We start from the raw sequence: 25,010 nt of genomic DNA on the forward strand, positions 1-25,010 counted from the left end.
TCTGACCTCTGCGCTCAATTGATGCTCATATTGATCCGTACGTTCCCATTATGCGTTCGTACGAATTTATGCGTGTCCGTATGAGCTCGTATGTGTCCACACGAGTTCGTACATATCCGCATGTGTTGCTTTGTGTAACTCGGTTGCGCGCGACCTTTCTTCATGCCTTCGCATGCGCAAAACCGCACTCTCCCAAGCTCCTCCATCTTAGCCGCCGGGGTAGTTTATCGTGCGCGCTCAGTGAAACCGCCTCGCATATTGTGTCCGGAAAACTGAAATAGTCCATTTCACATATACCGATGTCATGGAATGCAATCTTTTGCGCATCAAGCTGTTCAAGGCCGGAATCCCGAAAACGGATGCCGCCGGATAATCCGGATATACAGGGACGAGCAGATTGCAATAGACGGTTGCGCCCATAGTATGGCCCATGTCCACAAGTCTGTCCACATTCCGCGCCGAGTTCCGCTTCCATTCCACAATCATGCCAGGAATGCAATCATGCCAGGAATGCATATGTCCGACTAGTATGAGGTTGGAAATCGATGATTCGATAACAACTACATATAGGAGAGTGGCAATGGGTGAAGTGATCACCGCCAAGGACAAGGAATATGAGGCCGAAGAGCGCAAGAGCGCGCCCGGCGACAACCAGTCGATGAGTGACCGCGTGAACAATCGATCGCTGCGTCCGCAATCGCCCGCATTCAAGGATTTCATGAAGTCCGGCTGGGCCGACGACGACCCGGAAATCAAGCCGCTCGAATCCTCCAAGTACATTCCCGCCCGCCTTGAGGCGCTAGGCAAGGCATTCCCCGGCGAGCGTCTGGTCATTCCGGCCGGCCAGCCGAAGGTACGCAACAATGATTGCGATTACGCCTTCCGCCCGGATACCACCTTCGCCTATTACACGGGCCTGGGCTCCGACTACGAAGCCGGTGCCGTGCTGGTGCTGAACCCGGTCGACCCTGACTCCCCCGAAGCCGGAGCCGGTAAGACCCATACGCCGGAACTGTTCGTGGCTCCGCGCGCAGATAACTCCACCGAGGACTTCTTCATGTCCGCACACTATGGCGAGTACTGGGTGGGACCGCGCGCAGGCCTCAAGGAAATGCAGTCGATGACCGGCATCGAAACCCATGACATCGCCCAGCTGGCCGACTCGCTCGGCAAGGATGTCGGAGCCGAGGCCGGAGCCGTTCGTGTACGCGTGGTCAGCGAAACCGACCCGCAGGTCACCTCGATGGTCGAATCCATTCGTGAGGCAAACGGCTTCGCCGACCCGGACAAGAATTCCGCCGCCGATGACAAGCTGCACGAGTTCGCCGCCGAGGCCCGTATGGTCAAGGACGACTACGAGATCAACGAGATGCGCAAAGCCGTGGATGCCACCAAGCATGGCTTTGACCGTCTGCTCGCATCGCTGCCGTCTGCGCTCGACAAGCCGCGTTCCGAGCGCATCCTCGAAGGTGCGTTCAACGCCGTCTCCCGCGAACTGGGCAACGCCGTCGGCTACGACTCCATCGTGGCTTCCGGCCCCCACGCCCCGATCCTGCACTGGATGCGCAACACCGGCGTGGTGAAGAACGGCGATATGCTGCTCGTGGACGCCGGCGTCGAGGTCGATTCCCTGTACACGGCCGACATCACCCGTACCTTCCCGACCAATGGCAAGTTCACCGACTTCCAGAAGCGCCTGTATCAGGCAGTGCTGGACTCGCAACAGGCCGGCTTCGAGGCTGCCAAGCCGGGTGCCACCTACTCTGACATCCATCACGCCTGCATGCGCGTGATCGCCGAGCGTCTGCACGACTGGGGTCTGCTGCCGGTGAGCGTTGAGGAGTCGCTCTCCCCGCAAGGACAGCAGCACCGTCGTTGGCTCGCCTGTGGTGTGGCTCACCATCTGGGTCTTGATGTGCATGACTGCGCACAGGCTCGATTCGAGTCCTATCAGGGAGCCCCGATTCGCCCGGGCATGATTTTCACCATCGAGCCCGGTCTGTACTTCCGCGAGGATGATTTGCTGATTCCGCCGGAATATCGCGGCATCGGCATCCGCATCGAGGATGACGTGCTCATGACCGAGAACGGCCCCGAATGGATTTCCGCCGGCATCCCGAAGCAAATCGATGATGTCGAGCAGTGGATGGCCGATCAGGCCGCACAGGCGAAGTAATCAAACCAGCTCCCTCTTTGAGGGGAGCTGTCACCGTAGGTGACTGAGGAGGGTCAGCTCACGTAAACTCCCCTCAGTCTGCTTCGCAGACAGCTCCCTTCGGAGAGGGAGCCAATTATTGTGAAAAGGGAGGCAACATGCCTACTCCAGAATTCGTGTTGGAACTTCGCAAGAAAATCGGCCATGATCTGCTTTGGCTGATCGGTGTGACCGGCTGCGTGCTCAACGACCAGGGCCAACTATTGCTCGGCCGCCGTTCCGACACCGGCGAATGGGCGATGATCTACGGCATCAATGAGCCGGGTGAGCAGCCGGCTGACACCGTGGTTCGTGAAATCAAAGAAGAGACCGGGGTCGATGCCATCGTCACCGATCTGGTGGCCGTTACTTCGTCCAACAAGGTAATCACATACGCCAATGGCGACAACACCATGTACATGGATCATTCGTTCCTGTGCGCTTTGAAGCCGGGAGGCAATGTCAAGCCATTTGTCGGTGATGAGGAAAGCCTCAATGTGGGCTGGTTCGACCTGGATGACCTGCCCTCTCCCCTGGCGGCAAGTACCACGGAACGACTCGGACTGTTCCACCAGTATTTGGAGAACAAAAAGCATGGCGACGCTCATGCCCTCTTCCAATTTGACGGGCAACAGCACTAGTAAAATCCTGCTACAGCATGAATGTGGGGAGCTCCGGTATCACACCGGAAGCTCCCCACATTGTTAATCGGTCAGGAACGAAGCCTTGCCATTGCAGCTATTTCAACTTACGCCCCGCACACCAAACCTGTTCGACCGTCCAGTCGGCGGGATTGATAAGATTGAAGTCGGCGGCAAAACCGGGCGCAATCAGGCCGATTGGAGCACCAGTCACCTCATTTGGCCGATTGAAGCCAAAGGCCTTTGCCGGTGTCAACGTCGCAGCCTCGACCGCATCGACAGCACTGATGCCGAGCTCGTTAACCGCACGACGCACAGCCACCTCCAGCAATAATGTGGAGCCGGCAATGGCGCCGTTGGACACCAGACGAGCATGACCATCGACCACATTCACGTCCAGCGCACCGAGTTTGTATGCGCCATCCGGGCAATCGGTGGCGGCCATGGCGTCAGTGACAAAGGCGGTACGATGCGGCGCGAAACGGAACGAAAGCTTCACCATGGGATTCTGCACGTGGAAACCATCGTTGATCAGCTCGATGGTCACGCGAGGATCCTCCACTGCGGCCGGAATCGGGCCCGGCTCACGATGGTGCAGGCCGTTCATCGCGTTGAACATGTGCGTCATGATGCCGGCCCCTGCATCAAAACCAGCCTTGGCGGTCTCGTAGTCGGCATCACAATGCCCCACCGCAGGCACCACGCCGGCGGCGCGGAACTGGCGGATGGCGGAAATGCCATGCGGCAATTCAGGGGCAATGGTTATCTGCCGGATGCAGCCCAGCTTGCCATTGACAGCACCTGAGGCCTCCAGCATCTCATCCACGATTTCAGGAACCGGATCCTTGAGGCATTCCGGGTCATGAGCACCCTTGCGGGCCAAGGCCAGGAAAGGCCCCTCCAGATGGCATCCCAAAATATCGGGGCGTCCGGCTTCCATTTTGGCGCGCACATTGCGGATATTGCCGCAGATGACGTCCACGGGATTGGTAATCAGCGACAGCACCTGACGAGTCGTGCCATGCACGGCATGCCCGGCACGAGCCACATCGATGCCATCCGGGCCGTCATCGAAGCTCTTCTCCCATGCACCGTGCGAGTGAATGTCCACATAGCCAGGAGTCAGGATTCGCCCTTCGGCATCCACCACTGCATTACGGTCAGCGGGGTCGATGCCCACCGTGCCGCAATACTGTTCGAAAGCCTCATCGCCCACACCGGATGCCACGATGGCACCGGATGCGTTGGACACGACCCAATACCCGCTCTGTTCGCCGCGCGCATCCACCTTGCGGGCATTGCGAATGGCCACCGGAGCCGGTGCGCCTTCCAATGCCGCCGTCACACGGGAGACAATTTCTTCCCTATCAGACATATGCAATTCCTCCACGTGGTTGCCCCCCTTGAGAGGGGAGCCAACCAATAACTCAGATGCCCTGCCAGGCCGGCTTGTGGGTGTATGCGTAGCGGTAGTAGTCCTTGTGACGCAGGCGGCTCGCAGCCTCCTCGTCCACGATAATCGTGGCGTGCGGATGCATCTGCAGCGCGGAGGCCGGGCAGAATGCGGAGACGCCGCCTTCGACGGTCTCCTCGATGGCCTCGGCCTTGCCGGCGCCGAAGGCAAGTAGCACCAGATGGCGGGCCTTCATAATCGTGCCGATGCCCTGCGTAATGCAGTGGGTCGGCACCTGGTTGATGTCGTTGTCAAAGAAGCGCGCGTTATCCACACGGGTCTGCTCCGCCAGAGTCTTGACGCGAGTACCGGAAGCCAGCGAAGAGCCCGGCTCGTTGAAGCCCACATGGCCGTCCGTGCCAATACCCAGAATCTGCACGTCGATGCCGCCCGCGGCCTCGATGGCGCGATCGTAGGCAGGGCCGGCAAGCGCCACCTTGTCGCCATCCTCAAGCGGCGTGCCATTGAGCACGTCACCGGGCACGTGGACCTTGGACGGATCCAGGCCAAGAGGCTCCACCACGGTACGGTGGATGGTGGCATGGTAGGACTCGGGATGGGTCAGCGGCAGCCCGATATATTCGTCGAGCGCGTAGCCACTCACCTGGGAGACGTCGATCGACTCGTCATGTACGATCTTGGCAAGCGCCTGATAGGCTGCCAGCGGGCTGGAGCCAGTGGCCAGGCCCAGCACTGCGTTCGGCTTGGCTTTGATGAGATCGGCCACGCAACGGCCATAAATCTCGCCTGCTTCGGTTTCGTTCTTGACAATGATGATTTCCGGCATAGGTATCTTCCTCCGTTCATGAGGCCCGCTAGACACGGGCTTCTGCCCAAAGCCGCCCATCATGGTTCATGGCAACTTCTTTGTCACTTTCCACAATGCGCGATCCGATTATGTCGATGTTCGCATCAACCTAACCAGTTATTTGTTAATGCTACTTACAATTATGGACGTACGGACATTCGGCGTTCCCAAACCAGAACAATCGAGTACACTGGAATGTATTAGTGAAGTTCCATAACAGATTCAACGCCGAGCGGAATCTCACATACCGTGTGGTTATATAGACATACAGCCGCCACGGCACATGCGCAGTCATCGTTCAGGCAGGAGGAATGTATGTCGTATCCCGGTCTCGCCATCGCGACGGATGACCGTACCACCAAAGCCTCCCCCGCCGACGTACGCCGCAAAAACCGTCAGCTTATTTTCGCCCTGCTGTTTCCCACCAAACAGTATTCACGCGCCGAACTTGGCCGCCGCACCGGACTGAGCCGCGTGGCCGTGTCTGACGTGGTCGGCCAGATGCTCGAAGAAGGCCTATTGCGCGAAACCGGCCAGGCGCCCAGCGGCGGCAAGGGCAAACGAGGCACGCTGCTGAGCATAGACACCAACCGGCTGCGCATAATCAGCATTGATTTGACGCAGGAGCATCTGTTGCATGGCACGGTCACCAATCTGCTTGGACAACCGCTGCGCCACGCCGAAGTCACCTTGAATGCCGGAGCATATGTTTCCGTGGACATCATCATCGAACTCATCGAGAAGATGCTCGGCATGTCCGACGGCGAGGTCATCGGCATCGGCGTGTCCTCCCCCGGTGTGGTCGATGGCGGCGTAGTGCGATCCTCCACGATGCGCGGATGGCGCAATCTCGATTTGGCCACACCCATCAACGAGCATTTCGGCATCGACACCACCGTCAGCAATGACGCCACCAGTGCCATGCTCACCGAACGCTTCTTCGGCCAGGGCGGGCCGAATATGCTGTTCGTGCGGATGGACAGCGGCCTCGGTTCGGCGATTCTGCTGAGCGACACCCCAGTCATCGGCGAACTGCATGCGGCGGGCGAAATCGGCCACATCTCCATCGACTTGAATGGTCCACTATGCCCATGCGGCAAACGTGGATGCCTGGAGACCATGATTTCCGCCGATGCGCTGAGAAAACAGATGGCCAACGTCGACGATGACGAGCGGCAGGCAATACTCGCCCGCGCCGGACGGTACCTCGGCCAGGCCTTGGCCATGCCCGTGGGCCTGTTGGATATGTCCGACGTCTGCATATTCGGACAACCGGACATCATCAACACGACCTTCATCGACGCCGCCCAGGCCTATCTCGATGCCAGCACGTCATCGTCCTTCCACAAGCACACCGTGATCAGGCGCTGCGAATGCGGGCCGGACATCACCGTGCAGGGAGAAGCCATCGCCGTGCTGCTCCAGTATCTGGCCAAATAGTCAGATAGCCAGCACCGGGTGGCAGCACTATGCGGCCATAGCCGCTCCGATGGCCCCCACCGGCTGCCCCGCCGGGGCCAGACGAAGCCGAGCCGGCAAATCCAGCGACTCCAAAAAGCGGCACTGTGATTCTCGACGACGCAGCTCAGCGGTAATTACCTCAACCAACGGTTCGCCGGTTTTGGCCATACCGCCACCCAACACGATCAATCGGGGATCGACCGACTGAGCCAGAATCTGGATGGTGTCGCCAATGGCCCTCACCACCATATCCAGCACATCCACGGCCTTCGCCTCACGTCTGCTGGCGCAGCGAATCAAGTCGGGCATCGGCGGATCGGCGTTCGGCCACAACCTGCCCACCGCAGCCCCCGAGCACACGGTTTCCAGACACCCATACTGGCCGCAGGGGCACTTCAAACGATGCGGCTCAACCGGAATATGACCGATTTCGCCTGCGGCCCCACTGTATCCATGCAGCAGCACCCCGTTCTGCACGATGCCCGCAGCCAGTCCGGTACCGAAATTCAGGAACGCGATGGTGCCGTCCAAGCCATCCGCACCTCCCAACAGCACTGCAGCACCCACTGCGGCAGCGTTGACATCGTTTTCCACATGCACCGGCACGCCTGCCAGTCTGGAGACTTCGGGGCCCATATCCAACGAAACCACATCAAGATTCACGATGTTGCCCACGTGTCCGGTGGCGGAGTCGACCGTGCCCGGTGTGCCGATGCCGATTGCCGAGACCTCGTCAAAGCGGGTTCCCGCGGCCTGACGCGCGACCGATACAATGTCCTCGACCACCGCAGCGTTACCATGACGTGCAGGGATTCTGGCGGAGTTCAGCACCGCGCCCGTTGCATCGACAAGCGCCGCCTCGATTTTGGTGCCACCCACATCAACACCAATCCTGAAATTGTTCACGGTGTTATCAGTCATTGCCCATCCCCCGTTCTTCGTCGAACAATATGCTTGGAATCAGTATGCATTTATGTATTGACAACTATCTTAACAAATTACAGAAAACCATGCGCCTCATACGCGACACGCCGAGACATAAGTTGATTGCGCGAATAGATTAACTACGTTAATATCTTAATCAAGTTCAGATTCAAAGACGAGCGGACGTTACCCAGGCAACGACGCGGGACAAAGGAGAATGATATGGCAGACGATACTGCACGCGCCACTTCTCAGGCCAGCGTTTCCGAATCCAACCGCTCCCGCATCGTCAAGCATCTCTACCACAACGGCATCAGCTCCCGCGCACAAATCGCCAAGGCCTTGGAACTCACGCCGGCCGCCATCACCAAGATCACCGCACGGCTTATCGAAGCCGGCATGATTGAAGAGACCGGCGACCTGGAAGGCTCCAAGAACCGCCGTTCCATCGGGCTGAAAATTGACACCGCTCGCTTCCGCGTCATTGGTGTCAAGTTCGCCCGTCCCCTCGTGCAAATCGGCGTGTTCGACCTGTGCGGCAATGCGCTCAGCACCGAAAACCTGCCCCCGGTGTACGACCACACCATCAGCGACACCATCACGGCCATCCACCAACGCATCAGCGAGCTGCTTGATGACGATCCGTCCATCGTGGCCATCGGCATGGCCGTTCCCGGCCCTTACCTGCGCAACGTCGGCCGCACCGCTGTGGTCTCCAGCATGCAAAGCTGGCGCAAAATCAACTTCATCAACGAATTTTCCACCGCGTTCCGAGTGCCCGTCTTCATCGAGCAGGATGCCCGCGCCGGCGCGCTGGCCCACTACCTGTTCGACCCCGCATTCCACACCAACGATTACCTCGCCTACTATCTGGTCGGCGAAGGCGTGGGACTTGGCGTCATCGACAATGGCCACCTCGTCAACGGCGCGCAAGGCGCAGCCACCGAAATCGGCCATATCTCCGTTGATGTCAACGGCAAGCCCTGCGATTGCGGCAACGTCGGCTGCCTGGAACGTTACTGCTCCGCCCCGGTCATCCATGACATGCTTATCGAGGACGGCTCGGTTATCCCGGACGCCTCAGACATGACCCATGCCGAAGCCGCCCGAGCCTTGTTCGCCAAAGCCAACGAAGGCAACGCCGCGGCCCAGTCCATGGTTCGCGAAGTGGCGCGGTATATCGGCTACGGCTGCATCACCATCTTCAACGCTTTCAATCCCGAACACATCATCATCGGCGACATCGTATCCGAGGCTGGCCCTCTCCTGCTGGACACGGTTCGCGCCACGGTGGCCGAACGAGCCATCCCCGAAATCAACGATTTCACCTCCATAACACTCTCCACCCTACCGATTGACTCCACCGTCTGCGGAGCGGCGGCTGTGGCGGTCACCCAGTTTTTGGAACACCCCTCGGTGTTCTTCGACGTTTCCTGACCGAAGCGCCGACCAGAGATTTCCATACGAAATCAGCAATCAGAGAAACCATAAGGAAAGGAAACCAACCATGACTACCCCGATCGTTCTGAGCCTCGGTGAACTGCTGTGGGATATGCTGCCGAGCGGCAAGCGAGCCGGCGGCGCCCCCGTCAACTTCGCCTACCACGCGATGAAGAACGGCACCGAAGGCTGGGCTATCAGCGCGGTCGGCGAGGATGAGCTCGGCGACGAACTGATTGCCAAGGCCAACGAGGCCGGCATCAACACCGTCATCCAGCGCAACGCCTGGCCGACCTCCACCGTCGAGGTCGCGCTGAAGAACGGCATCCCGGAGTACACCATCGTCAAGGGCGTGGCTTGGGACCACATCCTGTACACCCGCCAGCTCATCGACGTGGTCTCCAAGGCTGACGCCGTCTGCTTCGGCACCCTGGCCCTGCGCTCCCCCGAATCGCACGCCACCATCACGGAGCTACTCAAGCACACCAAGCCGGGCGCGATGAAGTTCTTCGACATCAACCTGCGTGGCGACCACTACTCCAAGGACCTCATCGAGGAGCTGCTCAAGGCCGCCACCGTATTCAAGATCAACGACGAAGAGCTCCTGCTGCTGCGCGACATGTTCGACATTCGCGGCACCTCCGGCGAGGATGCCTCCCGCTGGTTCCTGGACGAGTTCGACCTCGATTACGTGATTCTGACCGCTGGCTCCGCCTACTCCACCATCATGTCCCGCAAGGGCGAGGTCTCCACTCTGGACACCCCGCATGTCGAGGTGGTCGACACCGTCGGCGCCGGCGACTCCTTCTCCGGCACGTTCACCGCTCGCACTCTGCTCGGCGACTCGCTTGCCGACGCTCACCGCAAGGCCGTCAACACCGCCGCCTTCGTGTGCACTCAGGCCGGCGCTTGGCCGGAATATCCGGCTGAGATGCCTGACTACCTCGTTGCCGCAGGCAAGTAAGCCTTCGGCAACACCGGCCAATAGGCCATACTTTTCCAGCCTTTTTCGGCTCATGCTCACGCTGGGACAATGACGTTCCGGCACTCGCCAGACCCTGTCTCCCGGCGTGAGCCATGCCCAAAAACAGGTGATTGATAACTGAATACCGCCCGGAGCGCCAGAACGAGATTTCCGGCCTGATGCTCATGGGCCTGATCGGCGGCGCCATCTTCCCGCCCATCATGGATGCCCTGGCTGATGCCATGAACGCCCAGCTCGGGCGGTTGCCTTTGTGCACATCGGCAAACAATGTGAACTGCGAGATGGAGAGAATCTCACCGCCGATGTCCTGAATCGAGCGGTTCATTTTGCCCTGCTCATCTTCGAATACCCGCAGATTGAGGATCTTGTGAGTCAACCACGCAATCTGCTGGTCACCATCCTCATCGGTCACACCCACCAGAATCATGAATCCCGGACTAATCTGCTGGGGCTCAAATGTAGGGTCCAATGTGCCCAACTCATTGATCACGTCCACGGATGCTTCAGATACTCGTTGCACTACAACTCTCATGACTCCCTACAGCAGCAACAAAAAAGCGCCGTTCCCTTACGGAAACGACGCTTGTCTTGGTGGAGTCGCGGGGAATTGAACCCCGGTCCGATGACCGAGCCCACAGTCTTCTACGTGCGTAGTCTGCTGGCCAAGTTGGCGGTTTTTCTGCCCCCATCGCTGTCGCAGACAACTGATGGCGAGCATATCCGCAGTAAAAGTCCCGATGGAGCCCTGAGGCTCAACTCCATCAGCAAGTCTTCTTAACGACGCTCAGCATCCTCCCAAAGACGAAGAGGAGTGAACGGAGCGGCTGCTCACTGGTTAATCCTGACTAAAAATCAGGCAGCGAGAGCGAACTCAGTGCGGTTAGATTTAGCACTTATTCTTTTGCCGGGGTCATCCACGAGCGGACCCGGCGTTCTCGGCACGCTTCCCTGCAGCGAACAGGTCACCGTCGAAACCGATCGACCCCAATCTTGAATTATCAAGCTTCCAGCCTTTCGGCCGGACGTTTCACCATACACCTGTATCTATGCATTTGCAAATCAGCTCACAGCAGACCACGAACAAGCCCGCTCACGTCAGTCAGCCCAAACGACCAGGAACATCACTTCATGATAGGTTTCAACGGCGCGGATACATCGACCTGATGACGGTCGCCAATCACATTGGAGTCATTGATAATCTTATCGACCACTGCCATTTTCAGCTTGAGCTGAGAGGAATTGCCCCACACGATCACACGGTCGCCGTCATTGAGTGTGGTGGTCACGGAATCCTGCGTTTCCGCAGTGACCTGGGTGATTGCCGAACGCATTGATTCCGGTAGCGCACCCAGAATGGTCAGGGCTTCCTTGATCGAACGATTCTTCAGGCTCTTATCGACATCCTTGACTTCAATAACGGGAATGCCGTCCACATTCGCGTCCGTCACCGAATTCAATACGCGAGCCTGTGAATCGACCGCAGTCAACGTATCCCCGTTTTTCAGCATGGCGGCGGGCCGTTGCGCTTTGACCTCAACGCTCATCGATTTCGGGAATTGCTTGGAGACGTTGGCCTCACTCACGCCGGGAATATCCCCGAGCTGTTTGGACACGTCGTTCGTGGATACCAAAAACAGCGATTTACCCGCCTGCTTATCGGCAATAGAGCGAATGGTCTGCTCACTGACCCATTCGTTGGCTCCAGATACGCTGATCGCACCCACTTCCAGGCGGAACACCGAAGAGAAGAACAGCAACCATACCAGCCCAATCAGCACCGCCACACTGGTTACCATGGCTACCACTCGCAGCGCGATGACGCGCATGCCCGCACGCTTGCGCTCCTTGGCTCGTTCGGTGAAATCCACCACTTTCGGACGGGAAATCACTCCCAGCGTACCGGTGGTCTGATGCAGCGTCTCAGCAACATAATCCTCACTATGCAGCTCGCGCGCGTCTACAAACGCACCTTCCCGCCCGATGGCACGCGTCACTTCCTGAGGCCGAGACTCGTCCACGATTTCCGGACGGGAGGCCACGGAACGGGCTTTACGCGACTTTCCAGCCTTGCCCGGACCTCGCTGGTGCGATTCCACCGAACGGGGTTTGCGACGCTCTCCTTTCGCGCCGCCAGAACTGACGGTACGACCTGCCATTACTCACAACTTTCGCGATGGGCCTCGAGCGCGGTGAGCAGCACCTGATCCATATCAGTGATGTCGCCGGCGCCCACGGTAAAGATCACATCCCCATGGTGGGCTCGCATGGCCATCATCCTGGCGGCAAGACCCATGTCTTCAACCGGTTGAATCCACTCGCCGGCAGCCGCATCCTTGATGCCAGCAGCAGCATCCACGATGGTGGCCGCGGTAATCTCCGGGAAGTCCTCCTGCTTTTCACGGGCAGGGAAAATGCCGGTGACGATGACATCATCGGCCTTGGCCAGCGCCTCGGCGAATTCGCGCGCAAAGAACTTGGTACGGGAGAACAGATGAGGTTGGAAAATCACGCGAATGGTCGACTGCGGATAACGGCGCCGTGCTGCATCCAGCAGAGCCGCGATCTCCGTAGGGTGGTGCGCGTAATCGTCCACCACCGTGACCTGCTTAACGGTTCCGTGCACCTGAAAACGGCGTGCAGCTCCCAGGAACGTACTGACAGCCTGTGCGGCGTCGGTGGGAGAGACTCCCAACAGCACCGCGGCGGTGATTGCCGCGGCGGCATTACGCGCATTATGGATGCCGGGAACCTTGAGTTCCACACGCTGGGCCACAGCATCTGCAGAGGTCACCGCGGCGGGAAGGTGCAAGGTAAGCCGTTCAACGCCGGTGCCGGCGGTCTCCTGTTCAGAGGAAATCCACACATGCGCGGCACCCCCTAAATCAGGCAGCTGCTCAATGGGCGTGGTGCCATAGACGACGGTATGGGCCTTGACGTCGGCAGGCAGCGCCTGGAACACGGCCAGCGCATCCGGATCATCAGCGCAGATCACCACATGGCCGGTTGCATGGCCGGCATGATTCACGAATGCGGCACGGTAATGCGCTTCATCGCCGTAATGGTCAAGATGGTCGGCCTCGGCATTGGTAATGATGGCGATGGTGGGGTGGTATTTGGCGAAGCTGCCGTCGGACTCATCGGCCTCAGCCACCAACACGTCACCTTGACCGGCATGGCCACCGTCCAAGGTGGTACCGTCCGGCCCTTGGATGGAACCGCCGATGGCATAGCTGGGATCAGATCCGGTATGCACCAAAATGTGCGCAAGCATGGAACTGGTAGTGGTTTTGCCGTGCGCACCAGCCACGGTCACGGCTCGCTTGCCGTTCATCAGTAAAGCGAGAATATCGCTGCGATGCACGATGTGCAGGCCAACCTCGTTCGCGGCAACGATTTCCGGATTGCTGGGCTTGATGGCACTGGAATAGACAACGGTCGAAGCCGAAACCACATTTTCCGCCCGTTGCCCGAATTCAACGGTGATACCCAATGATTCCAGTCGATCGGTTTTTGCACTACGCTCACGGTCAGAGCCGTCCACCGGCACGCCCTCGGCGTTCAGCATCTCGGCCAGGACGCTCATACCGGCACCCCCGATACCGATGAAATGCGTAGGGCCAAGATCTGCGGGACGGGCCGCAGCATCGAACGAAGCATGGGTAGGGTCAAGCACAATGGGCTGATTCTGGGACAATTGACGCTCCTTGAGGGATTTCCAGCACCTCTATTATGGCTGTACCCCGTGCCAACGCAACGAGGTATGGCCGATTCTGATCAAACGTGAATTTACCGGTTCCTATTGAGCAAGCTGCAGGACACGGCGCGCCATGATGCGCGCGGCATCACGTATGCCGTATTCCCATGCTTTGCGTCCGAGCTCGGCGAGCATTTCGTGGTCGGCAAGCATGCCCGGCACATGATCATGCACCCATGCCGGCGTCAGGTCCTTATCCGCTACCAGCAGACCGCCACCAGCGTTCACCACCGGCTCCGCATTAAAGCGCTGTTCGCCGTTGCCAATGGGCAGAGGCACATAAATGGCCGGCAATCCCAGCGCCGCCAGCTCCGATACCGAACCGGCTCCAGCACGGCATATCACCAGATCGGCGCAGGCAAAGGCCAAGTCAATCCGCTCCAGATATTCAGCCACGTGATAATCGCCTTGACCTGCCGAATCGGGGCCGATTCCAGTAAGCACATCAGCCTTCACCGACTTGCTGACCATACTGCGCACCTCATCGCTTTTGCCACGTCCGGTCAGATGAATGATCTGAGCATGGGCCAGCAAATCAGCGGCGGACGAGGCAATGGCTCGATTCAGGCTCTGCGCTCCCAGGGAACCTCCGGTGACCACAACCACAGGACGGTTTGGATCGATGCCGAGCTCAGCGGCCGATTCCTTTCTCACACCCTCGCGGTCGACTTCCAGTCGCTGGGAAAGCGCGGCAATGGCCGGACGCAACGGCAGACCGACACGCTCGAGTGCAGCGCCTTTTCTGGGTTTCAGACCGGTTTCGTCATACACCGTACCGATGAAGTCGGCCCATCGCGCTCCCAACTTGTTGGCCATGCCGGCACGCGCATTTTGCTCGTGTATGGCGATGGGGATGTCCATCTTATGCGCCGTGGCATACACGGGGGCCGATGCATAACCGCCAAAGCCAGCGACCACGTCGGCATGCCTGCTCTCCAAAATGGTGCGCACTTTGGCCGTTTCGCGCTTCCACTTGGCCGGGAATTGCAGCAAATACGCATTGGGGCGGCGTGGGAACGGCACTTTCTCGATAGTGTCGAGTTCGTATCCCGCTTGAGGCACCAAATCTTTTTCCAGGCCGACCGCAGTGCCGATAACAGTGACCTGCGCCGCGGGTTCAAGTTCGCGAATCGCCCCGGCGACGGCGAGTAATGGATTGACGTGTCCAGCGGTTCCGCCGCCGGCAAGAACGATATGAGGTGCTCCTTGGGTCATGACTACCGAGTGTACTCTACACGCTCTGGCGAGACTGCTTAATCTGCGGTTGGCATCGCATAAGTCCCACAACTAGTCCTGCGGCCGCCAAACACATCACCATTGAGGAGCCGCCTGCCGACACGAATGGCATAGGCACGCCAAGCACCGGGAACACTCCTACGACCACGCCGATATTGACCATGGCCTGTCCCACAATCCAGATGGTCACACACATCAGCACCATTGATACGTACCGATCAGCGACCTGCAGCGCAACGACGATCATGCACCATCCCAGAATCGCGAAGAACAGGAGCACTATGGCACATCCCACGAAGCCGGTTTCCTCTCCGATGATAGCGAAGATGAAATCGTTATGCGCCGCTGGAAGATAATTCCACTTCTCACGCGAATTGCCAATGCCCACACCAAGGAAGCCACCCGAAGCAATGGCGTACTTCGCATGCATGGACTGATAGCACACCGTCTGTGCGTCGGCCGCAGAACAATCCCCGTACGTGGCGAGAATACGCCGCATACGGTTCGGGCTGGAAATCGCCAGCACCGCCACCATCGCCGCCATCACCAGCACGCCTATGCCCATCCATTTGCCCGGAAAACCCGCAATCAGGAAAGCCACAATGCCGATGAAAATCAGAATCATGGCAGTGCCAAGATCCTTACCGCCAATAACGGTCAACAATCCGACCGCAGAAACGCCAAGAGGAACTGTATAGGCTTTCATGCCTTGTTTGCGATAGAGCTTTTTGGCGGCTCTCAGCGCGGTGGGAAGCCACACGCACAGCGCGAATTTCATGAACTCGGCCGGCTGTATGGTGGTGAATCCCAGATTCAACCATCCTCGGTTGCCGTACACGTCAATACCCAACGGTGTGAAGGTCAACGCCTGTACGAGTATCGAGCAGAGCATCAGCGGCAGACCGATGCGTTTCCAGAACCCGACCGGCATCACCATGGCAAAAAAACCCACAATCAGGCCAAGGATGCAGAACACTCCCTGATTGAGCAATTGAACAAATGGCGATTTGCCTTGCGCCGCCATGGTGACCGTGGAACTGGAGAACACCATAATCAGGCCAAAGCAGGTCAGTCCCACCACCGCCATGCGGAAACCGTTATAGCACCACAGCGGATTGAGCAGGCTTCGCCAGCCGGTGTAATCGGTAATGACCAGAGCCGGCTTATTTGCATTCCCGTGCGATTTGCGAACCGAAGAATTATCGGAGACCATGCACCTCGCTCCATGCCTTGGCTGCGGCTGCAAAACGATTGCCTCGATCGGCATAAGACACGAATTGATCCATGGACGCGCACGCAGGCGCCATCAGCACCACGTCTCCGGCTGCCGCATAGTCTCCGCAGGCAGCCACCGCACGATCCATCACCGTATCGTTGTCCTGCGGATCGATGACGGTCACCGGAATGTCCGGTGCTTGGCTGCGGAAGGCTTCAATCATCGGCTGCTGATCTTTGCCGATAATGACGGCGGCCTTAATGGTATGAGCCTGATTGCTGACCAAATCCTCAAAACGGCTGCCTTTGGCCAAGCCTCCGGCAATCCAGACCACGGACTTGGCCGAGAAGCTGGACAACGAAGCGTTGGCGGCATGGCCATTGGTGGCCTTGGAATCGTCCACGAATCGAATAACGCCGCCGTTCACACGTGCTTCGGCCACGGTTTCGATACGATGCCCGCCCGGTTTGAATGTCTGCAACGCCTCAAGAGCGGTTTCCCGGTCGGCGCCAAGGCCCAAAACCAACACCAGCGCGGTCAGGGCGTCGGCAACCAGGTGTGGGTACAACGAGCCATCCGGCTCCATCAAATGGGTGAAATCGGCGATGGCGGCGAGCTTGATAGGCTCCCCCACTTTGCCGCCGGCAACGCCGCTGCGATCCACAATCCAGCCGTCCGCGATGCCAATCTGGCCGGCTTCAGGCTCGTTCAACGTAAATCCTACTTTGCGGCATCCTGCGGCAACGGGTGCGGCTTGAGCCAGTTCGCTGACTTTGGCGTCCTGCGCGTTATAGGCGATGACGCGCCGGGCGGCGCGGAATACCTTGGATTTATCGGCCGCGTAGTTCTCGCGCCCGCCATGCCAGTCAAGATGATCGTCGGCGATATTGGTGATGGCTGCACAGTCAAGTTCCAAGGAATCGGTGAAATGCAGCTGGAAGGAGCTCAACTCCACGCAGAGCACATCATGCTTGGGGTTGGTGGCGCAGCGGGACAGGCTCATGCTCATGTCTCCAGAGGCAATGTTGCCGGCGGTGGGTGCATCCAGACCACACGCGGTAAGCATCTCCGAGGTCATTTCGGTGGTGGAGGTCTTGCCGTTGGTTCCAGTGATGCCGATCCAAGGCGCAGGCTTGCCGGTCCTCGCATTATCCGCGCGCAGACACCACGCAAATTCCACCTCGCTCATCACGGGAATACCACGACGCTGCGCTTCGAGAATGAACGGAGTACGCGGATTGAACACCGGCGAGGCCATCACATAATCGACCTGATCCCAATCCACCTCGTCGAAGGAATGCAAATCAGCATCGCTTTTTCGTTCGTCTACACCAATGACATGGGCGCCGCGCTCCCGCAGCACCTCGGCCAACGAAGTGCCGGACACTCCCAGTCCGGCAATCACCACTGTCTTATCCGCTACTTGCATGATTCCTCCCAAATTTAGGAATACCGTGGGCGAGCTTAGGCCCTTCAGATTTCCGCTAGCTGAACAGCAGTCCGGATCGGGTGACCCAGTCACAGTAGAAAATGGTCAGGGCGAGCAGCACGAAGATGAGTTCAATCATCCAGAAACGCACTACCACCTTGGTCTCCGTCCAGCCTTCAAGTTCAAAATGATGGTGAATCGGCGCCATCTTGAATACACGCTTATGCGTCATTTTGAAGTATCCCACTTGAATGACGTCGCTCATGGCCTCCATGACGTATAGGCCGCCGAGGATCACAGTCAGGAACTCGGTGTGCGTGGCAATGGACAGAGCCGCGAACAGGCCGCCAAGTGCCAGGGAACCGGTATCGCCCATGAAGATGGACGCAGGGTTCGAGTTGTACCACAGGAAGCCGAAGCACGCCACCGCAGCGCAAATCGCGATGATGGTCAGATCCAGCGGATCGGACACGGCATAGGAATAGCCGCCATGATCGCCACCCTTGATGTGGTAGCTTTCCCAAAACGCGATGACGGCGAATCCCACGAAGGAGATCATCGACGATCCGGCGGCCAGCCCGTCCAGACCGTCGGTGAGGTTCACTGCGTTGGTCCATGCGGTCATCAGGAAGTTCACCCAGATAACGAACAGGATGATGGCCACTGCACGGCCCGCAAAATCAAAGCTGAAAAACGGCTGTTCAATGAAGCTCATACCAGGCTGTGCGCTGGGGAACCCGGATTTGGTGGGGATAATCAGCGCCAGCACCGCATAGATAGTGGAAAGAATGAATTGGCCGATGAACTTACCGCCCACCGTCAGGCCTTCATTCTGCTTCTTGCGGACTTTGGCAAAATCGTCGATGAATCCCAACACGCCCATGGACAGCATGGCGAACAGCACCAGCACAGCAGACCATGAGGGCACATCACCCGATCGCAGGTATCGATACAACGCCGAGGCGCCCCATCCCAGCACAATCGCAAAATTGATAACCACACCGCCAAGCGTGGGGGTACCGCGCTTGACCAGATGCGATTGAGGACCGTCCTGACGGATGTACTGGCCATAGTGCAGCTTGTGCACCAGACGTATCAGCAACGGCGTGCCGACCAAGGTGACAATCAGCGACACCAGCATTCCAATAATCAGAGCAATCACGTGTGGCTTCTCTCCTCTTGTCGGTCTTCTTGTCGGTTCAGCGTCAGGCCCACCGCTCAGCCAATGCGCTGAGTCCGGAGGCGTGCGAGCCCTTGAGCAGTACCACGGTATCCGTATGATTCTTGGCCAAGTCAAGGACTATGCGCTCGGCCTCATCAATGGTCTGCACACAGTCTACCGAAGCCGCACGCCCACGTGTTGCGCCTTCGGCCAAAGATTCGGCCAACACGTTCAGATGCGCGTCTGAGGGCGATCCGACCGTGATGATGGCATCCAGTCCCAGACCGGCCGCATATTCGCCGACCGAAGCGTGCAATTCACGCTCATCCGCACCAAGCTCGAGCATCGCGCCCAGCAATGCCACACGGAATGGCTGGCGACCATCATTCGCATTCCATGCTCGCAGGCCGTCCAATCCGGCTTTCATGGAATCCGGGTTCGCGTTGAAGGAATCATCAATCAGCTCGAACGAAGCTCCTTGACGGCTCACCGTGGATAGAGCCATACGATGCGGGCTGATGGTGTGCTGCGCGGCCAACGTCTGTGCAATAGCAGTCAGCGGCATGCCATATCGTAATGCGACGGTTGCCGCGGCAAGCGCGTTCATCACATTATGACGGCCTGGAATACCCAGATGTACGGCAACCTGCTCGCCGTGCGCGTCGGTCATGGTGAATTCGGCGTGATCAGCGGCATCTGCAGCAATATGATCGGCATGCACCTCGGAGTCACGGGTGTGCCCCTGACCAAACCACAGTACGTCGCCGGAAGCAAACTGTGCCATGGGCACGACGTAATCGTCATCGGCATTCAGCACGGCGGTGCCGCCGGGCAGCAGCCCCTGCACGATCTCGCTTTTCGCCTGGGCAATGCGCTCCCTGGAACCGAATTCGCCGAGATGCGCGACTCCGACCCTGAGCACAATAACCGTATTCGGCGGTGCGATACGGGTCAGCCGCGCGATCTCACCGATATGGTTGGCGCCCATTTCCGCTACGAAAAAACGGGTGTCGGCATTGACTCGCAATGCGGTCAACGGCAAGCCGATCTCATTATTGAAAGAACCGATCGGTGCCACGGTGGGACCCAACGTGCTCAGCAGCGCGGAGAGCAAATCTTTGGTGGTGGTTTTGCCCACCGAACCGGTCAATCCGATCAGGTCAAAGGCACCGGGCAGCTGGCGCCGACGATCGATATTATGCTTGGCCAGCAATCCCAATGCTGCGACGGTGTCTTCGACCACGATCTGCGGCATCGTTGTGCACGCTACTTCATGGTCGACAATGGCGGCTGCGGCTCCTTGGTCAGCGACCTTATCCACGAAGCCATGGCCATCGACCCGCTCGCCCTTAATGGCCACGAACACTGCTCCGGAGCCAGCCTGACGAGAATCAGTCACCGTTTCGGTGGCTTCAATGGCGGGACCGTCGCCTGCTACCAACCGACCATCAACGGCCTTGGCGATTTCCTCCACGCTCATCGGGACCATGGTGTCTTGAACTCCTTCAGTGTGTCGTATATTGCTGTATTGTATTGCATCCGCCGCACGTCATCTGAGATTATTGGCCACTCGCAGAGCACTACGCACGTTGTTCCTGCGCACGCCTGCCGCGAGCACCATGGCAACAGCAAGAGACATATGGCCGAGCCTATCCTGGTCAAACATGGCGGGCGATTCGGCCGCCAGTTCGTCAGACTCCCCAGTAGGTACGGTCAGAGCCAGGGCACGGTCGGATACAAACGCATATCGGGTTTTTAAGGAGGCCACATCCTCCCCTTGCGCGACTCGCTCGGAGCCCAGCACGTCCACGTTCACTGATTCCAACGCTTCACGTTGCAGTGTGGCGTTATTCATCGCGATGATAACGGCGGCAACGCCGTCCTCCGCGCAGACCGCGAGGGTGCGCTGCACATCGAGGATGCCCAACGGATACGAAAGGTTCAAAGAACGCGTCATCGACGTGGAACCAGTGGAATCGATCACGGCAACGGGGTTGCCCAGCATGTGCAGGAAATCGGCAAGATGCTTCACACCGGCATGGATGATGTCATCATCATCGCCGGCCACGGCAAATACCGCCATAGCATTGGATGGGGTTCCTGCCAGAGAACTGGCCAAATCACCGAGCATATGGTTGCCGCAATCGCCGAACACCAGCGGGATGCCAGACTGGATATCCCGGCCACGGCACGTTCTGGGCAGCAGAGCCGCATAGGCACCGGATTGCTCGGCACGGGGCAGATCGGCAAGATGATTGCTGTCGCAGATATACATCGCGCCAGGCGAAATGGTGTCTACAGCATCGCTGAGCGATGTGATGGTGACATTGGATGCAAATTCCGGATCAATATCGAAGCCATACCGCTCGGCCAGCATGCCCAAAGTCATTCGCTGGGCGATGGATTCGCTCACTGCGCTCATGGGTCAACGCCTTTCTTTTCGATATATCACCAAGTGACCGGAATAGCATCTTTACGCGGCGTCGAGATAGGCACCTCGTATTTCTGCATAAGGAACGCACAAATCTGCGCGGATACCGGGCCTGCGGTCAGGCCACCGAAACCAGTCGGGTCCTTGAGCACCACAGTCACGACGAAACGCGGATTGTCGGCGGGAATGGCCACCGAGTAATCGGAGATGATGGAGGACAGCTTGCCATCGGCGCCCTGTACCTCAGCGGTACTGGACTTCGCGGCCATGCGGTAGCCATCAACCTTGACGAAGGCGCTGTAGCTATCCGAAACGGACTCCATGGCATCCATCATCTGAGCGGCCACCTGCTCATCGACCACGCGAGTGGCCTTGCTCTTGTTTTCGGTGTTGCCGTCATCCGACTTGATGATGGACTGCTGCTGCTTCACTCCCTTATTGGCAATGGTGGCCACGATGTTGCTCAGCTGCAAGGCATTGACCGTGTATCCCTGACCGAACAGCACGGTGTTGCGAGTTCGCGCATCCCATGCCGAGGGAGAGGTCAGCACGCCACTGGACTCGCCAGGCAGATCCAATCCCGTGGACTGTCCGATGCCGAACTTGGTCAGGTATTCGTACCGCTGCTCATCCGTGTAGCCATCGCCGGCCATGACCATGCCGATATTCGATGATTTCTGGAGAATGCCAGCCAGAGTCCAATGCTCATCACCATGCTCGAAGGCGTCCTTATAGGTCTGGCCATCCACAGTGAGCCGGCCTGGCACGGTGTACTGATCCGTCGGTTTGCGCAACCCGGTCTGCAAATAACCGGACATGGAAATAACCTTGCCGACCGAGCCCGGTTCAAAGGTCTGGGACACGGCTCGCGAAACGTTCATCTTCGCTTCGTCACTGCCGGCCGCTATCTCATCGCTGTCCGCCAGAGCCAGTATTTCGCCGTTCTGCACGTTCTGCACCACGGCGATACCCCACTGGGCGCTGTACTGGGCTGTCGCTTCCTTCATGATCTTCTTGGCATACCACTGCACATCACGATCAATGGTCAGCGTAACGTCTTTGCCGTCCTTGGCGGCCACGGCTTCGGTCATGGTGCCGGGAATCTCTTCGCCACCGTAGTTGCCACGCTGGTAAATCTGGTGTCCATCGGTGCCGGTGAGCGTTTTGTTCTCCATTTGCTCGAATCCGGCCACGCCTACGCCTTCGTCGTTGACTCCGCCGAGCAGCGATCCCATCAGTTCTCCATCAGGGTACAGGCGTTCGCTGCTGAGTTCGCCCCAGACGATGCCGCCAAGGTTCAAATCGTCGATGGTGCGCTTGACCTGTGGCGTGACATCCTTCTTCAGCACGACGTATTGGCCGCTGATCGACAGATCCGCGCCCAGCTCCATCGCATTCATGTCAAGAGCCTTGGCCAGCAGACGGCCCACTGCGGCAGCGCCCGTGGCACCCACCGGCTTGCCGTCGATCTCGTCGCAGTAGTCTTTGGTCTTCTCGTTGCAATCGGTGGGAACGAATTCCTGGGCAGCCTCGGGGTTGGCCACAATGGTATAGCGTTCCACGCTCTGGGCGAGCACAGTGCCATTGGTGTCAAGGATGCGTCCGCGCTTGGCGCTGAGCGTCACGCGCGAAGTACGGCTGGCCGTCGCGGCCTGTGCGGTTTGACGTCCGCCAATCAATTGGGTGGAGGCCAGCTGGGCAAGGCACATTGTTGCCACGATGCCCAATGCCACGCCCACGGCGATGCATTTGAAGGCAAAGGTCTTCACCTTGTACAAGTGAACGATACGTGCGATGGTGGCTTTCACTGTGCTCCACTTTCTCCGGACTGCTGGTATCCGTTCAAATCAATAGTCACCGATCCGCCTTGCGACACCATGCCCATTTCATCGGCCTTATCCGGCAGCGATGCGACCAACTGGTCAAGCTTGGCCTGATCGTCTTCGATGTCCTGGGTCAGCGTGCTGATATGCTGCTTGACTTCTGCCGCCTCAAACGAGTTTTGCACCATTTGGGTGCGCAGTACCAGCGCACCGAGCAACGTGGCCATGAGGAACACGATGGCAATCACCACATGCATCAGCGGGGCGCTGCGTGTACGGGTCCATTCAATAACCCGTTCAATCATGTTTCCTTCTGCTTGAACCCGCTGACCGGAAATCACCTTCAGTTCAGGGCGCGAAGGAGCCTGAGGCCTGGACTGCGGCCTGGACTGCGTTGAAGCACTGGATCGAATGCTGCGTGCCGTTGCTGCCATGGTCAGCCCCTCCTTCCGTGTTTGCCATTGTTACGTGTGGTGTTCGATTCCTTTGGGTTTGCCGCTGTTTGTGCGAAGCGTTCTCGCCACCTCTCAGGAATCCGTCTGCTCAACTCAACCGCCCTGAGCCTCACTGAAGCGGATCGCGGGTTGCGTTGCCGCTCCTCATCATCGGCCTTGATTGCGCCTCGGGTCAGTTCCCGGAAGAACGGCTGGGCATCATCCGGCACGATTGGCAGGTTTGCCGGCGCATCAATCTTCAGGCCCTGTGCCATAAAGGATTTGACTGTCTTGTCTTCCAACGAGTGGTAGGACTCCACCACCAAACGGCCTCCGACCTGAAGACGATTCGCGGCCTGAGGCAGAATGGATGACAGTTTGTCCAACTCGCCGTTGACTTCAATGCGCAGCGCCTGGAACACACGCTTTGCCGGATTGCCGGCCGGACGGTGAGCTTTGGGCACCACATCTTCGACTAGAGCGTTGAGCTGGCCGGTTGTGGTAAATGGCGTCTGCGTGCGGCGCGACACGATCTCACGCGCGATCTGACGAGCGAACCGCTCCTCACCGTATTCCCGGAAGACGCGAATCAGCGATGCCATATCGTAATCAGCGAGAATCCGCTCGGCCGTGAGATTCTGGCTCACGTCCATGCGCATATCCAACGGGGCATCATGGGAGTACGAGAATCCACGATCCGTTTCATCAATCTGCAAACTCGACAGGCCCAGATCCATGAACACGGCATCCACTCGTTCCACGCCTTGATCGGCAAGCACCTGATCAAGCTGATCAAAGGCCGCATGAACCGGCGTGAATCGGTCGGAAAGCCCCTCCTGAACCATACGCTCAGTCGCCAAGGCCAACGCCTCACTATCACGGTCAATACCGATAAGACGAGCTTGCGGCGCCGCTTTCAGGAAAGCGGTGGAATGACCGGCAAGACCCAGCGTGCAGTCCACGGCCACGGCACCTTCGTGTTGTAATGCCGGCGCCACAAGATTCACACAGTCATCAAGCAGCACTGGCTGGTGGATATTCGTCACATCAATCATCAGAACTCCACCTCAGGCAGTACATCATCGGCGATATCGGAGTATCCCTCTTCCTTTTGTGCGAGGTAGGACTCCCATGCATCCTTGTTCCACAGTTCGGCGCGCGTACCCACACCGATCACCACAATGTCGGACCCGAGATTGGCGTAGTCACGCAGCATTTGCGGCACCACAACTCGCCCCTGCTTGTCGGGTTCCTGATCGACTGCGCCAGACAGGAACACACGCAAGTATTCGCGGGCGGCTTTGTTGCCCACCGAAGTGCGCTGAATCTGGGAGGCAATACGACGAAATTCGTCAAACGGCAACAGGTACACGCAACGTTCCTGGCCTCGGGCCATTACCAGCCCCTGGCCAAGCTGGGAACGAAATTTCGCGGGAAGTGCCATACGACCCTTGGCATCGATTTTCGGCGTGTACGTGCCCAGCAGCAGCGGAGGCAGGCCGGCCATGAGGCCGTCGATTCCGGCGGAGCCTTGCTGATCAGCATCGGTTTCACGCGAGTGCTTGCTCTCGACCATGGCTCCACCTCCTTTGTACTCGCCGGGTATACTTCGGCCAACT

Annotated in this window: 20 protein-coding genes, 1 other RNA gene and 2 pseudogenes; 6 read left to right on the forward strand and 17 right to left on the reverse strand. The window is 58.5% G+C overall.

Features of this window, described 5'->3' with window-relative positions:
* Positions 1 to 580: 580 nt before the first annotated feature.
* Both NBH12_RS07855 and NBH12_RS07860 read left to right on the forward strand, forming a co-directional pair.
* Positions 581 to 2,176 carry an aminopeptidase P family protein gene (locus tag NBH12_RS07855; RefSeq protein ID WP_052787570.1) on the forward strand — a complete coding sequence of 532 codons (1,596 nt, stop codon included), beginning with the start codon at positions 581 to 583 and terminating at the stop codon, positions 2,174 to 2,176.
* Positions 2,177 to 2,313: 137 nt separating this feature from the next.
* Positions 2,314 to 2,835 (forward strand): NUDIX hydrolase, encoded by a 522-nt coding sequence (locus tag NBH12_RS07860; protein WP_003830579.1) that lies wholly within the window; start codon positions 2,314 to 2,316, stop codon positions 2,833 to 2,835.
* Positions 2,836 to 2,932: 97 nt separating this feature from the next.
* Here NBH12_RS07860 and NBH12_RS07865 read toward each other — a convergent pair whose 3' ends face one another.
* Together NBH12_RS07865 and nagB are read right to left on the reverse strand one after the other, a co-directional pair.
* Positions 2,933 to 4,210 carry an N-acetylglucosamine-6-phosphate deacetylase gene (locus tag NBH12_RS07865; RefSeq protein WP_003830578.1) on the reverse strand — a complete coding sequence of 426 codons (1,278 nt, stop codon included), beginning with the start codon at positions 4,208 to 4,210 and terminating at the stop codon, positions 2,933 to 2,935.
* Between the two features lie 52 nt (positions 4,211 to 4,262).
* Positions 4,263 to 5,075 (reverse strand): glucosamine-6-phosphate deaminase, encoded by an 813-nt coding sequence (gene nagB, locus NBH12_RS07870; RefSeq protein ID WP_052788052.1) that lies wholly within the window; start codon positions 5,073 to 5,075, stop codon positions 4,263 to 4,265.
* 336 nt (positions 5,076 to 5,411) lie between these two features.
* On the opposite strand from nagB, the gene NBH12_RS07875 reads away from it, so the two are divergent.
* Complete coding sequence (locus NBH12_RS07875; protein WP_025221867.1) at positions 5,412 to 6,536, forward strand: ROK family transcriptional regulator; 1,125 nt, start codon at positions 5,412 to 5,414, stop codon at positions 6,534 to 6,536.
* Positions 6,537 to 6,563: 27 nt separating this feature from the next.
* Here NBH12_RS07875 and NBH12_RS07880 read toward each other — a convergent pair whose 3' ends face one another.
* Complete coding sequence (locus tag NBH12_RS07880) at positions 6,564 to 7,478, reverse strand: ROK family protein (RefSeq protein ID WP_003830573.1); 915 nt, start codon at positions 7,476 to 7,478, stop codon at positions 6,564 to 6,566.
* A gap of 225 nt (positions 7,479 to 7,703) precedes the next feature.
* Here NBH12_RS07880 and NBH12_RS07885 point away from each other — a divergent pair, with 225 nt between their 5' ends.
* From NBH12_RS07885 to NBH12_RS11150, 3 genes and pseudogenes are all read left to right on the forward strand, one after another.
* Positions 7,704 to 8,918 carry an ROK family transcriptional regulator gene (locus NBH12_RS07885; RefSeq protein WP_060618458.1) on the forward strand — a complete coding sequence of 405 codons (1,215 nt, stop codon included), beginning with the start codon at positions 7,704 to 7,706 and terminating at the stop codon, positions 8,916 to 8,918.
* A gap of 70 nt (positions 8,919 to 8,988) precedes the next feature.
* Complete coding sequence (locus tag NBH12_RS07890; protein WP_060618457.1) at positions 8,989 to 9,885, forward strand: carbohydrate kinase family protein; 897 nt, start codon at positions 8,989 to 8,991, stop codon at positions 9,883 to 9,885.
* A 143-nt stretch (positions 9,886 to 10,028) separates the two neighbouring features.
* Positions 10,029 to 10,124 (forward strand): annotated as a pseudogene (locus NBH12_RS11150) (MFS transporter); the annotation flags it as partial.
* A gap of 11 nt (positions 10,125 to 10,135) precedes the next feature.
* Here the strand turns inward: NBH12_RS11150 and dtd are convergent.
* From dtd to mraZ, 14 genes and pseudogenes are all read right to left on the reverse strand, one after another.
* Positions 10,136 to 10,438, reverse strand: a pseudogene (gene dtd / locus NBH12_RS07900) (D-aminoacyl-tRNA deacylase); the annotation flags it as partial.
* Positions 10,439 to 10,495: 57 nt separating this feature from the next.
* Positions 10,496 to 10,892: a transfer-messenger RNA gene (gene ssrA, locus NBH12_RS07905) on the reverse strand.
* A gap of 135 nt (positions 10,893 to 11,027) precedes the next feature.
* A complete protein-coding gene (locus NBH12_RS07910; RefSeq protein WP_003832074.1) occupies positions 11,028 to 12,062 on the reverse strand; it encodes a cell division protein FtsQ/DivIB in 1,035 nt (344 codons plus the stop codon).
* Positions 12,062 to 13,600: a UDP-N-acetylmuramate--L-alanine ligase gene (gene murC, locus NBH12_RS07915; RefSeq protein ID WP_052828972.1), complete on the reverse strand. Its 1,539-nt coding sequence runs from the start codon at positions 13,598 to 13,600 to the stop codon at positions 12,062 to 12,064. Before murC ends, NBH12_RS07910 begins: the two co-directional genes overlap by 1 nt.
* 102 nt (positions 13,601 to 13,702) lie before the next feature.
* Positions 13,703 to 14,875 carry a UDP-N-acetylglucosamine--N-acetylmuramyl-(pentapeptide) pyrophosphoryl-undecaprenol N-acetylglucosamine transferase gene (locus tag NBH12_RS07920; RefSeq protein WP_003832069.1) on the reverse strand — a complete coding sequence of 391 codons (1,173 nt, stop codon included), beginning with the start codon at positions 14,873 to 14,875 and terminating at the stop codon, positions 13,703 to 13,705.
* A gap of 16 nt (positions 14,876 to 14,891) precedes the next feature.
* Positions 14,892 to 16,109, reverse strand: coding sequence for a putative lipid II flippase FtsW (gene ftsW / locus NBH12_RS07925; protein WP_015438967.1), 1,218 nt, complete (start codon positions 16,107 to 16,109; stop codon positions 14,892 to 14,894).
* Positions 16,096 to 17,541, reverse strand: a complete 1,446-nt coding sequence (murD, locus tag NBH12_RS07930; RefSeq protein WP_003830457.1) for a UDP-N-acetylmuramoyl-L-alanine--D-glutamate ligase — start codon at positions 17,539 to 17,541, stop codon at positions 16,096 to 16,098. The genes ftsW and murD overlap by 14 nt, the downstream gene beginning before the upstream one ends.
* 55 nt (positions 17,542 to 17,596) lie before the next feature.
* On the reverse strand, positions 17,597 to 18,703 hold the full coding sequence (mraY, locus tag NBH12_RS07935; protein WP_014483592.1) for a phospho-N-acetylmuramoyl-pentapeptide-transferase: 1,107 nt from the start codon (positions 18,701 to 18,703) through the stop codon (positions 17,597 to 17,599).
* A gap of 43 nt (positions 18,704 to 18,746) precedes the next feature.
* Positions 18,747 to 20,192 carry a UDP-N-acetylmuramoyl-tripeptide--D-alanyl-D-alanine ligase gene (locus NBH12_RS07940; RefSeq protein ID WP_065505262.1) on the reverse strand — a complete coding sequence of 482 codons (1,446 nt, stop codon included), beginning with the start codon at positions 20,190 to 20,192 and terminating at the stop codon, positions 18,747 to 18,749.
* A gap of 60 nt (positions 20,193 to 20,252) precedes the next feature.
* Complete coding sequence (locus tag NBH12_RS07945) at positions 20,253 to 21,125, reverse strand: hypothetical protein (protein WP_003830451.1); 873 nt, start codon at positions 21,123 to 21,125, stop codon at positions 20,253 to 20,255.
* 26 nt (positions 21,126 to 21,151) lie between these two features.
* Complete coding sequence (locus tag NBH12_RS07950; protein ID WP_250819343.1) at positions 21,152 to 22,942, reverse strand: peptidoglycan D,D-transpeptidase FtsI family protein; 1,791 nt, start codon at positions 22,940 to 22,942, stop codon at positions 21,152 to 21,154.
* Positions 22,939 to 23,391 carry a cell division protein FtsL gene (ftsL, locus tag NBH12_RS07955; protein ID WP_016462733.1) on the reverse strand — a complete coding sequence of 151 codons (453 nt, stop codon included), beginning with the start codon at positions 23,389 to 23,391 and terminating at the stop codon, positions 22,939 to 22,941. Before ftsL ends, NBH12_RS07950 begins: the two co-directional genes overlap by 4 nt.
* A gap of 2 nt (positions 23,392 to 23,393) precedes the next feature.
* Positions 23,394 to 24,446 (reverse strand): 16S rRNA (cytosine(1402)-N(4))-methyltransferase RsmH, encoded by a 1,053-nt coding sequence (gene rsmH / locus NBH12_RS07960; RefSeq protein ID WP_003830446.1) that lies wholly within the window; start codon positions 24,444 to 24,446, stop codon positions 23,394 to 23,396.
* Positions 24,446 to 24,967, reverse strand: a complete 522-nt coding sequence (mraZ, locus tag NBH12_RS07965; RefSeq protein WP_016462731.1) for a division/cell wall cluster transcriptional repressor MraZ — start codon at positions 24,965 to 24,967, stop codon at positions 24,446 to 24,448. Before mraZ ends, rsmH begins: the two co-directional genes overlap by 1 nt.
* Positions 24,968 to 25,010 lie beyond the last annotated feature (43 nt).

Source organism: Bifidobacterium sp. M3-N-101 (assembly GCF_023656805.1).
Taxonomy (GTDB): Bacteria; Actinomycetota; Actinomycetes; order Actinomycetales; family Bifidobacteriaceae; genus Bifidobacterium; species Bifidobacterium breve.